Genomic DNA, 9,871 nt, shown 5'->3' with positions numbered 1-9,871 from the left:
CAGCGCGGGCCGATGAAGGAGAGGCCGACGGGAAGCCCGCGCACCTCTCCCATCGGCACGGTGAGGTGCGGATAGCCGGCGACGGCGGCGAGCGTGCCGGCGACCCCGCCGCCGGGGCTGGCATCGCCGTGGACCGCGTCGATCAGCCAGGCGGCGGGCCGGGTCGGCGCCACGAGCGCGACGACATTGTGCTCGCCGAGCAGCCGGTCGATCCCCTCCGCCCCGGCCAGCCGCAGCGAGGTTTCGCGCGCGGCGCGCCAGGCCTCGTCGAGCCCCCCGCTTGCCTCGGCCCTTTCGAACAGATCCTGGCCGAACAGCGGCATCTCCTCGGCCGCGTGCTCGCGGTTGAACGCGATCAGGTCGGCGAGCGGGCGGGTGCGCACCTGCGGCGGCAAGGTGGCGAGATAGGCGTTGAGGTCGTGCCTCAACTCGGCGAGCAGGACTACGATCTCATTGCGGCCAATCTCGCCCCGGTTGATCGCGAACTCGCGGATTTCGACCAGCTCGGCGCCCTGGGCGCGCAACGTGGCGAGCGCCGCCTCGAACGGCGCGTCGGTGCCGAATCCGGCGGAGAAGCGCATCACCCCGATCCGGCGCCCGCGCAGCGCGTCGGGCGAGAGCGCCGCCGCATAGTCGACCCGCCGCGCGTCCGCCTCGGCAGTGGCGGGATCGGCAGCATCGCTGCCGACGATCGCGTTCATGATCAAAGCCGCGTCGCGCACCGTCCGGGTCATCGGCCCGGGCGTGTCCTGGCTGTGACTGATCGGCACGACATGGGTGCGGCTGACCAGGCCCACGCTCGGCTTGAAGCCGACGATGCCGTTGATCGCCGCCGGGCAGGTGATCGAGCCGTCGGTCTCGGTGCCGATCGCCGCCGGCACCATCCCCGCCGCGACCGCCACCGCGCTGCCGGAGGAGGAGCCGCAGGGATTACGGTTGAGCGCGTAAGGGTTGCGCGCCTGCCCGCCGATCGCGCTCCAGCCCGAGATGGAATCGGAGGAGCGGATGTTCGCCCATTCGCTGAGGTTCGCCTTGCCGACGATCACCGCCCCGTTCGCGCGCAGCCGCGCGACCAGCGGCGCATCGCGGCCGGTCACGTTGTCGCGCAGCGCCAGGCTTCCGGCCGTGGTCGGCAAGGGCCCGCGCGTCTCGATATTGTCCTTGATCAGGACCGGCATGCCGAAGAGCGGACCGCGCGCCTGCGGATTGCCGTCGAGAGCCCGCGCCTGATCGAGCGCGGTCGAGTCGACGGCGATGACGGCGTTCAGCCGGGGATTGAGCGCCTCGATCCGGGCGAGCGACTGGCGGACGCGCGCTTCGGCGCTGGCGGGCTCGGTCATGGCGGCGTCGCTGGGCATCCTTGCCTCGTCGGAAGGGAGGATCGTCGCACAGGCGGAGAGGCTCGAGGCCGCGAGGCCGAGCAGCAGCACCCTGTTCATGGCCGCGGAGCGTGGCGTATCCGCTTGGTCAAGTCTAGCTAGCTTGCGTCGCCTTCGCCCGTGCGATCGATTCACTGACGATCATCCGCGCTTCCGCGGCGTCGCCCCATTGTCCGATCCGCACCCATTTCTCTGGCTCCAAATCTTTGTAATGCTTGAAGAAATGCTCGATCTGCTGGAGCACGATCGAGGGCAGGTCCTGGCGCTCGCCAATGTCGGCATAATAAGGAAAAGTCGTGTCGACGGGAACGCAGACGAGCTTCTCGTCGCCGCCCGCCTCATCCTCGAGCTTGAGCACGCCGATCGGCCGGGCGCGCACGACGCAGCCGGGGACGAAGGGCGAACGCGAGATGACCAAAGCATCGAGCGGGTCGCCGTCGGGCGAGAGCGTGTGCGGCACGAAGCCGTAATTGGCCGGATAGCGCATCGGCGTGTGCAGGATGCGGTCGACGAAGAGTGCGCCCGATTTCTTGTCAAACTCGTACTTCACGGGCTCGCCGCCGGTCGGCACCTCGATGATGACGTTGATCGAATCGGGCGGATCGTCGCCGACGGGAATGAGGTCGATGTTCATGATGCGGCGCCCCTAGCGGGTCTTTCGCGGCGGGGCAAAGCTGCTAAGGGCCTGATCCATGAGCAAGGGTCCGCAGCGGATCAGGGGCACCCAGGACATTTGGGGCGAGGAGGCCGACCGCTTCGACGCGGTCGTCGCCGCCTTCGATCGCGTGCGCCGGCTCTACGCCTTCCAGCGGATCGAGACGCCGGTGTTCGAGGCGACCGAGGTCTTCGCCCGCTCGATCGGCGAGACCACCGACATCGTCTCGAAGGAGATGTACACCTTCCCCGACCGCGGCGGGGACAGTTTGACGCTCCGGCCCGAATTCACCGCCGGCATCTGCCGCGCCTATCTTTCGGAAGGCATGCAACAGCACGCACCGGTCAAGCTCGCCACGCACGGCCCCGTCTTCCGCTACGAGCGCCCGCAAAAGGGCCGCTTCCGCCAGTTCCACCAGCTCGACGCCGAGATCATCGGCACGGACAGCCCGCAGGCGGACGTCGAATTGCTCGTCCTTGCTGATCAGCTGCTGCGCGAACTCGGCATATCGGACGCGGTGACGCTCCAGCTCAACACACTCGGCGACGCCGCCACGCGCGACGCCTGGCGCGACGCGCTCGTCGCCCATTTCGAGGCGCACCAGGCGGACCTCTCGGAGGAGAGCCGAGAGCGGCTGGCGCGCAATCCCCTGCGCATCCTCGACAGCAAGGCGGCGCAGGACCGACCCATTGCGGACGCGGCGCCCGGCATCGACGACTTCCTGACCGCGGAAGCGGCGGCCTTCTTCGCCGAGGTGACCGCCGGCCTCGACGCGGCGGGCGTGAAGTGGACCCGCAACCCTCGCCTGGTGCGCGGCCTCGATTACTACCGCCACACCGCCTTCGAGTTCGTCACCGACCGCCTCGGCGCGCAGGGCGCCGTCATCGCCGGCGGCCGCTATGACGGCCTGATCGAAAGCCTCGGCGGCCCGCATACGCCGGCCGTCGGCTGGGCGGCGGGGATCGAGCGGCTGGCGATGATGATAGAGGCGCCCGAAGTCGAGCCTGTCGAAATTGTCGTTATTCCACAGAGCGCTGAGATGATTCCGATCAGTGCGGAACTCGTCAGCCTCCTTCGTCGTCAGCACGTTCGGACTGAGATGGCCTACTCCGGCAATGAGAACAGGCGCTATGAGCGCGCAAAGAAGGCTGGCGCATGGCGCATTTTGAAAGTGGAGCCGGATCCCCATCAGCCCGGTGGTGCGGTTCTGTCGTTGCGCGATTTGGACAGGTTCAACCCAGCCAGGGCGTCCGTTAGGAACGCGGTCTTCCGCGCGTTGCGTTCCCGTTTCACCACGCGCGAAGACGCGGACGCTCGCGCCATCTACGTCAAGCGGCGGACAAAATGACCCGCATCTCCGCCGAACGGATCGCCGCCATCGAGGCGCGGCGGGATGAGCTGCAGGCGGCGATGTCCGCCGGCGATCTCTCCGCCGAGCAGTTCGTCCGGCTCTCGAAGGATTATGCCGAGGTCGAGCCGGTCGCCGCCGCGGCGAAGGAGGTGCGGCGGCTGCGCTCCGAGAAGGAGTCGCTCGAGCACATGACTCACGAGGCCGACGCGGAATTACGCGCGATGGCCGAGGAGGAGCTGGTCGAGAATCAGGCAAAGCTCGCCGAGGCGGAGCGCGACTTGGCCCTCAAGCTCCTCCCGCGCGACGCCGCCGACGAGCGCGCCGCGATGCTCGAAATCCGCGCCGGCACCGGCGGTGACGAGGCGGCGCTCTTCGCGGGCGACTTGCTGCGCATGTACCAGCGCTACGCCGAGACAAAGGGGTGGCGCTTCGAGATGGTCTCGGCGACCGCGGCGGAGCTGGGCGGCTACAAGGAGGCGATCGCCTCGGTCGCCGGCCAGGGTGTATTCGCGCGGCTGAAGTTCGAAAGTGGCGTCCACCGCGTCCAGCGCGTCCCCGTCACCGAGAGCGGCGGGCGCATCCACACCTCCGCCGCCACCGTCGCCGTGCTACCCGAGGCGGAGGAGGTCGACGTCCAGATCGACGACAAGGATTTGCGCATCGATATCTACCGCTCCTCCGGTCCGGGCGGCCAGTCGGTCAACACCACCGACAGCGCGGTCCGCATCACCCACATCCCCACCGGTCTCGTCGTCATCCAACAGGACGAGAAATCGCAGCACAAGAACAAGGCCAAGGCGCTCAAGGTGCTGCGCACCCGCCTCTACGAGCTGGAGCGCGAGCGGCTTCATGCCGAGCGGGCCGGAGCGCGCAAGTCGATGGTCGGCTCGGGCGACCGCTCGGAGCGGATCCGCACCTACAATTTTCCTCAGGGCCGGGTGACCGACCATCGCATCAACTTCACCCTCCATCGCCTGCCGGAGATTCTCGAAGGCCAAATAGACGAGCTGCTCGACGCCCTGATCCGCGAGGACGAGGCGGCGCGGCTGGCGAGTTTGGATGAAGCCTGACCCTATCTCCGTTAAGGGGGAGGGGGGAGCCACGGTGCGAAAAGCCCTCGCCGACGCCGAGCGGCGGCTGACCGCCGTGCCCGGCGTTCCCCGGCTCGACGCGGAGATATTGATGGCGGCGGCACTGGGCGTGCCGATTGGCGAGATGATGCTCTCCTATCTCGACGCGCCCGCGCCGGCGAGGTTCGAGGCGCTGGTGAGGCGGCGACTGACGCAAGAGCCGATGGGCTATGTCGTCGGCCGGGTCGGCTTCTGGACGATCGAGCTGGACGTGGGCCCGGGCGCGCTCATCCCGCGCGCCGACAGCGAGAGCCTGATCGAGGCGGCGGTCGCTCAATTCCAGGGCGGCGCCCCGGCGAAAATCCTCGATCTCGGTACGGGACCCGGCACGCTGCTTCTCGCCGCGCTCGATCAATGGCCGCAAGCGCGGGGCTTGGGCGTCGACGCGTCCGAAGCGGCGCTTGGCTATGCCCGCGCCAATGCCGAACGGCTCGGCATGGCGCCCCGCGCCGAATGGCGATTGGGCGACTGGGCGCAAGCGATCGACGAGCGCTTCGACCTCATCCTCGTCAATCCACCCTATGTCGAGGACGCAACCGCGCTGATTCCCGGCGTCGTCGACTGGGAGCCGGGCTTCGCTTTGTTCGGCGGCGTGGACGGGCTGGATCATTATCGCGCGCTGGCGCCGCAGCTGGCGCGGCTGCTCGCGCACGGCGGCGTTGCCTGCGTCGAGATCGGCGCCCGGCAGGAAAAGGCGCTCATTCCGCTCTTCGAGACGCACGGCTTCACGATAGAGTCACGGAAGGACCTCAGGGGGATCGTCAGGTGCCTGATCCTGACGCTTGACTGGCATTAATGCTTTTCTGCTTGGATTTGCGCCGCGGCCTGACTACATAGGGGTTCTGGGACGGGGCCAGCCACAGCATCGAAATGCGTGAGGGCCCGATCGTCGCCGACCCCCGATTGCTTGTTCGCTTGGCGGGCGATTTGGAGAGGTAGCAGCAGCTGCTCGCGGCTGCGCGCTCCTCGGGGTTGAGCAGATAAGCGGCCGGGAAGGGCCCGGCCGAAGGGTGAGAGTAGAACCACCGTTGGTGAGGATTTTCGTTTGATCAACAATCGTCAGGGCGGCCGCAGGCGCGGCCGCGGCGGCGGCGGTGGCCGTCCGCCGGGCAGCAATCCCAGTCCGGGCAACCGGCAGGACAATAGACAGCGCGGCAATGCGGCACAGCTGCTCGAAAAATATAAAGGCATGGCGCGCGACGCGCAGATGCAGGGCGACCGCGTCCAGACCGAATATTTCCTGCAATATGCGGATCATTACTTCCGCGTCCTCTCCGAGAGCCGTGTGCGCTACGAGGAGCAGCGCCGGCAGCGCGACGATTATGAGTCCGACGAGGATGAGGGCGAAGAGGCCGAGGCCGCCGAAGCCGCGCCGCGCGGCCGGTTCGACGAGCCCGAGGAGCGCGAGCCCGCGCCCCGCCGGACTCAGCGCGGCGATGGCGGCGAGCGCAATGGCGAGTATCGCGGCCGCCGTCCGCGCGCCCCGCGCCGCGACGCGGAAGACGAGGACGAGGGCGGCCGCGACGAGCGGATCGCCGTCGACAGCCTACCCCCCGCCATCTCGGCCGGCGGCGGCGACGAGGGCGAGGCTCCGGCCAAGCCGCCGCGCGCCCGGCGCACCCGTCGCCCCCGCGAGGAGGACAGCGACACCGCCGCCGCCTGAGGCATCGGCTTCGGAGGCGATTCCAGTTGCGTTTGTCTGCCATGCGGTGGACGCTCGGCGGACCGCGGGATGAGGAAGCGACTCGGTCCCCGGAAAATAGGGGAGAGTAATCATGGCTTCGAATCCGAGCTTTCCGATAGATACCGCGGCGGTCAGCTGGCTCGACTCCGGGGGAACCGTACATCTTCGCGTTTATTCGAGCGACGGCTACAACGTCACCGAGCGCTGCTGGGACGGCAATGGCTGGGCCGACGGCGCCTTCAAGCAAGCGGGGTCGCAGGTTGCGGCGACGTGCTGGCAGAACCAGGCCGGCGCCAACATTCGCGTCTACTGCAACGAAGACGACCAGACGACCGAATATTGCTGGGATGCCGGCGGCTCGGGCTGGTACCAAGGCGCCTACACGACCGTCTGAGGAAGGCGCTTAGCCCGGCCTGACTGGTCGCGGGCGGTGATTCTCGTCCAGCGCGACGAAGGTGAACAGGCCTTCGGTGACCTTCACCTCGCGCTGGCCGCGGTCGCGGCTGGCGATCACTTCGATCCGGATCGCGAGCGAGGTGCGCCCCACCCGCTCGACGCGGGCGTAGACCGAGATGAGATCGTGGAGCAGGATCGGCTCGATGAACTCCATCGCGTCGATCGCCACCGTCGCGACCGGGCCATCGGCCTCGCGCGCGGCGACGATGCCGGCGGCGATGTCCATTTGGCTGAGCACCCAGCCGCCGAAGATATGGCCGTTCGAATTGATGTCGCCGGGGCGCGGCACGACCCTCAGGATCGGCTCTTTCTCGGGGTCAATCGTCATGTCCGCCTCCCTGTCCGGCATCCTCGTCATGGCCGCTGCGGTTGCTGAGGAAAACGAGACCCATCAGCCCGGTGCCGACCAGCACGGTGAAGCCCACGCCGAGGATCGTCGCGATCGCCATGTGGAGCGGGATCGGCCCCATCGTTAGCCAGAGATAGAGGAGCGAGAGCAGCACCGTGACCAGCGCCGCCAGCGCCATCCAGCCCATCAGGTTGCGATAGCGCCGCCAGGCGGCGGCCGCCCGCTCGGGGTCGGCGCCGCCGGGGCGCGGGATCGGATCGTGGCGGGGCATGGCTTCCATTTGGCGCCCGAGCGTGGGATCATCAAGGGCGAGTCGGCGTTAGGGCTTGAACGCCGGGTGAGAAAGGGAGGCGCGCCATGACGATCGCCGCGATCCTTAGGAACAAGGGGCCGGACGTGCTCACCATCGCCGCCGGGACCTCGGTCCGCGAGGCGGTCGCGATCCTCGCCGAGCGCAATATCTGCGCGTTGCCGGTGGTCGAGGGCGATGCCGTCGCCGGGATCATGTCGGAGCGCGACATCATCTATTGCCTGAGGACAGACGGCGCCGCCGTGCTCGACTGGCCGGTGTCGCGGATCATGACCGCCCCGGCGATCACCGTCGAGCCCGACAAAGACGTGCTCGCCGCCCTGTCGCTGATGACCCGCCGCCGCATCCGCCACCTTCCCGTGGTGCAAGGAACCCGGATCGTCGGCATCGTCTCGATCGGCGATCTCGTCAAATACCGGATGGACCGGATCGAGGCCGACGCCGCCGCGATGCTCGAATATATCCAGAGCGTCTAGACGGCGGCCCGCCGCCTCGGCCGGATCAGGCCGAGCACCTCGTCGACGATCGGCCGCGCGAAGGCGAGCAGCAGGCCCGCATAGGTCGCCATCCCCGTGCCCACGAGCAATACCAGCCGCGTGCCTGTGCCGATGTCCGGCAGCGCCGAATCGAGCGCCGCGACGAGCGCGCCCATCGCCGCCGAGGCCGCGAGGCCGGGGACGATCGCGCCGAGCAGGGCGCGCCGGCTGATGCCGATCACCCGCCGCGAGATCTCCGCCGTAGCCGCGAGCAGGACGCCCATCCCCGCCAGCCACGCCCAGGCCAGACCCATCACACCCCACTGAATACCGGCGAGGAAGGCGAGCGGCATCAGTCCGGCGCCGATCAGCCCGGTGCGCACGGCGAGGCCGGGCCGGCCGAGCGCGTTGGTCGCTGGCGCGAACAGGATCTGCAAGGTGAGGAGCGGCATCGCCATCGCAAGCACTGGCACGAGCGGGATCGTCTCCGCCCATTGCGACCCGAGGACGGTGAGCACGAACGGCTCGGCGGTCGCGGCCAGGCCGAAATAGAAAGGCAATGCTACCAGCATGATCAGACGCACGGACTTCAGGAACGCGCTCCGAATCACGTCGCGCTCGCCTTGGATGCGCGAATAGGCCGCGAAGGCGACCTCATTGAGCGGCGGCACGAACTTGGCGGCGAGGATCTGGGTGAGGAAGAGCGCGGTCGTGTAGAGGCCGAGCCGGTGCGGATCGAGCAGCCGGCCGGCGATGAAGACGTCGGCCTGGCTCTGCGCGAACCAGCAGGCCTGCACCGCCACCATCGCTGTGCCGTAGCGCAGCATCTTGCCCGCGCCGGCGAAATGGAAGCGCGGCCGGATCTGCCAGAGCTTCGCCGCGATCACATAGCCGCCGGCGCGCACGTACCAATAGACGCCCGGCGCCACGACCAGCGTCCAGACGCCGAGGCCCGAATAAGCGCAGCTGAGCGCCGTGACCGCGCTGGCGCATGCGCCGATCAGGTCGATTCGCGACTGGCGCCGGAACTCGAGGCGGCGCGCGAGCAGCGCATGGCCCAAAGCGAGGAACGGATTGGCGAGGTAGAACAGGACCTGGACGCGGAGCAGTTCCTCCACCATCGGCTGGCGGAAATAGGCCGCCGCATAAGGCGCGCCGAACCATTGCAGCGCGGCCAGCGCGCCGTTCATCAGGAACAGCATGCCGAAGGTCTGGCCGATGCGGTGCTTGTCGGTCTTCTCGTCGCGGACCAGCGCGCTGGCGAAGCCCCAGCCGTTGAACAGGGTGAGGAAGGAGAGCACCACCGCGGTCATCGCCACCATGCCGTAATCGCCGGGCTCGAGGACGCGCAGGACGAGGAAGGTCGAGGCCCAGGCGATCAGCTGGCCGAACAGCTGGCTGCCCGAGCGCCAGATCACGCCGGCCTTCACCTGCTCGGCGAAGCCGGGCGTACCGCCTCCCGCGCGGGGGACGGCGTCGGCCGTGGCGGCCGGCTCAGCGCACTGTGCATCCATCTCGGGCGCCGGCTTAGCGCAAAGGGGTTAAGCCCCTGTTGAACATCGCCGCCTCGTCCCCATATCGGACAGGCGGATCGCAGGGGCACGAATACCCCGGAAATTTCCGACAAAAAGGGTGTTGACGGTAGGACTTGTCCTCCATATATGGCCCTTCACCGACGGGGCAGGGCGCCTGCCCGACCCCGTTCGCGTCTCTCTTAACCGATCACCGGTTGCCCGGATCACACCGGGGAGGGAGATGCGTCGGCTCTTTGACATTGTCGGTTTAGATGAAGGGACATGTGGGCGGCGGCCCCGGTCACCAGCGGCTTCAAGGCGCTGGCGATCGGTAAAAGCTAAGTCGTTCCATGTCTCGTTACATATCCACAGTATATGTGAAGTGCAGGAACGGCTCCTTGAAATGCCGGCCTCCTCCTCGGTCATTCCACCGGGGTGGTTGTCGGACATCAACTTGAGAGTTTGATTCTGGCTCAGAACGAACGCTGGCGGCATGCCTAACACATGCAAGTCGAACGAGACCTTCGGGTCTAGTGGCGCACGGGTGCGTAACGCGTGGGAATCTGC

Annotated in this window: 11 protein-coding genes and 1 rRNA gene; 7 read left to right on the top strand and 5 right to left on the bottom strand. The window is 68.0% G+C overall.

The annotated features are described in order from the left end of the window. Positions 1–1,439, bottom strand: a 1,439-nt coding sequence (locus ACT4N8_RS06510; protein ID WP_444857326.1) for an amidase, incomplete at its 3' end; no start/stop codon positions are given. Between the two features lie 34 nt (positions 1,440–1,473). Beyond that, on the bottom strand, positions 1,474–2,013 hold the full coding sequence (gene ppa / locus ACT4N8_RS06505; protein WP_444857325.1) for an inorganic diphosphatase: 540 nt from the start codon (positions 2,011–2,013) through the stop codon (positions 1,474–1,476). 58 nt (positions 2,014–2,071) lie between these two features. On the opposite strand from ppa, the gene hisS reads away from it, so the two are divergent. The 5 genes from hisS to ACT4N8_RS06480 all read left to right on the top strand — a co-directional run bounded on the left by hisS (position 2,072) and on the right by ACT4N8_RS06480 (position 6,593). Further along, positions 2,072–3,382 (top strand): histidine--tRNA ligase, encoded by a 1,311-nt coding sequence (gene hisS / locus ACT4N8_RS06500; RefSeq protein ID WP_444857324.1) that lies wholly within the window; start codon positions 2,072–2,074, stop codon positions 3,380–3,382. Further along, the gene (gene prfA, locus ACT4N8_RS06495) at positions 3,379–4,455 is read left to right on the top strand and encodes a peptide chain release factor 1 (RefSeq protein ID WP_444857323.1); all 1,077 of its coding nucleotides are present in this window, start codon (positions 3,379–3,381) and stop codon (positions 4,453–4,455) included. Before hisS ends, prfA begins: the two co-directional genes overlap by 4 nt. After that, the gene (gene prmC, locus ACT4N8_RS06490) at positions 4,445–5,311 is read left to right on the top strand and encodes a peptide chain release factor N(5)-glutamine methyltransferase (RefSeq protein WP_444857322.1); all 867 of its coding nucleotides are present in this window, start codon (positions 4,445–4,447) and stop codon (positions 5,309–5,311) included. Before prfA ends, prmC begins: the two co-directional genes overlap by 11 nt. Before the next feature lie 249 nt (positions 5,312–5,560). Next, positions 5,561–6,178, top strand: coding sequence for a DUF4167 domain-containing protein (locus ACT4N8_RS06485; RefSeq protein ID WP_444857321.1), 618 nt, complete (start codon positions 5,561–5,563; stop codon positions 6,176–6,178). A 112-nt stretch (positions 6,179–6,290) separates the two neighbouring features. Then, the gene (locus tag ACT4N8_RS06480) at positions 6,291–6,593 is read left to right on the top strand and encodes a hypothetical protein (protein ID WP_444857320.1); all 303 of its coding nucleotides are present in this window, start codon (positions 6,291–6,293) and stop codon (positions 6,591–6,593) included. A 9-nt stretch (positions 6,594–6,602) separates the two neighbouring features. Here ACT4N8_RS06480 and ACT4N8_RS06475 read toward each other — a convergent pair whose 3' ends face one another. Both ACT4N8_RS06475 and ACT4N8_RS06470 read right to left on the bottom strand, forming a co-directional pair. Then, positions 6,603–6,983: an acyl-CoA thioesterase gene (locus tag ACT4N8_RS06475; RefSeq protein ID WP_444857319.1), complete on the bottom strand. Its 381-nt coding sequence runs from the start codon at positions 6,981–6,983 to the stop codon at positions 6,603–6,605. Next, positions 6,973–7,275 (bottom strand): hypothetical protein, encoded by a 303-nt coding sequence (locus ACT4N8_RS06470; RefSeq protein WP_444857318.1) that lies wholly within the window; start codon positions 7,273–7,275, stop codon positions 6,973–6,975. The genes ACT4N8_RS06475 and ACT4N8_RS06470 overlap by 11 nt, the downstream gene beginning before the upstream one ends. A gap of 86 nt (positions 7,276–7,361) precedes the next feature. Here ACT4N8_RS06470 and ACT4N8_RS06465 point away from each other — a divergent pair, with 86 nt between their 5' ends. Beyond that, entirely contained in the window at positions 7,362–7,790 is a 429-nt protein-coding gene (locus ACT4N8_RS06465; protein WP_444857317.1) for a CBS domain-containing protein, read from the top strand. Here the strand turns inward: ACT4N8_RS06465 and ACT4N8_RS06460 are convergent. After that, positions 7,787–9,304 (bottom strand): lipopolysaccharide biosynthesis protein, encoded by a 1,518-nt coding sequence (locus tag ACT4N8_RS06460; RefSeq protein ID WP_444857316.1) that lies wholly within the window; start codon positions 9,302–9,304, stop codon positions 7,787–7,789. The genes ACT4N8_RS06465 and ACT4N8_RS06460 overlap by 4 nt on opposite strands. Before the next feature lie 450 nt (positions 9,305–9,754). Here ACT4N8_RS06460 and ACT4N8_RS06455 point away from each other — a divergent pair. Next, positions 9,755–9,871, top strand: a 16S ribosomal RNA gene (locus tag ACT4N8_RS06455); the annotation flags it as partial.

This window comes from Sphingosinicella sp. (assembly GCF_052387495.1).
GTDB lineage: Bacteria > Pseudomonadota > Alphaproteobacteria > Sphingomonadales > Sphingomonadaceae > Allosphingosinicella.
Note: the sequence above shows the minus strand (reverse complement) of the source record. Positions and strands in the feature narration are given on the sequence as shown.

Bases quoted from the DNA above. Each gene is read 5' to 3' on its own strand.
- ppa (WP_444857325.1), bottom strand. From the start codon at position 2,013: ATGAACATCGACCTCATTCCCGTCGGCGACGATCCGCCCGATTCGATC.
- hisS (WP_444857324.1), top strand. From the start codon at position 2,072: ATGAGCAAGGGTCCGCAGCGGATCAGGGGCACCCAGGACATTTGGGGC.
- prfA (WP_444857323.1), top strand. From the start codon at position 3,379: ATGACCCGCATCTCCGCCGAACGGATCGCCGCCATCGAGGCGCGGCGG.
- prmC (WP_444857322.1), top strand. From the start codon at position 4,445: ATGAAGCCTGACCCTATCTCCGTTAAGGGGGAGGGGGGAGCCACGGTG.
- ACT4N8_RS06480 (WP_444857320.1), top strand. From the start codon at position 6,291: ATGGCTTCGAATCCGAGCTTTCCGATAGATACCGCGGCGGTCAGCTGG.
- ACT4N8_RS06475 (WP_444857319.1), bottom strand. From the start codon at position 6,983: ATGACGATTGACCCCGAGAAAGAGCCGATCCTGAGGGTCGTGCCGCGC.
- ACT4N8_RS06470 (WP_444857318.1), bottom strand. From the start codon at position 7,275: ATGCCCCGCCACGATCCGATCCCGCGCCCCGGCGGCGCCGACCCCGAG.
- ACT4N8_RS06465 (WP_444857317.1), top strand. From the start codon at position 7,362: ATGACGATCGCCGCGATCCTTAGGAACAAGGGGCCGGACGTGCTCACC.
- ACT4N8_RS06460 (WP_444857316.1), bottom strand. From the start codon at position 9,304: ATGGATGCACAGTGCGCTGAGCCGGCCGCCACGGCCGACGCCGTCCCC.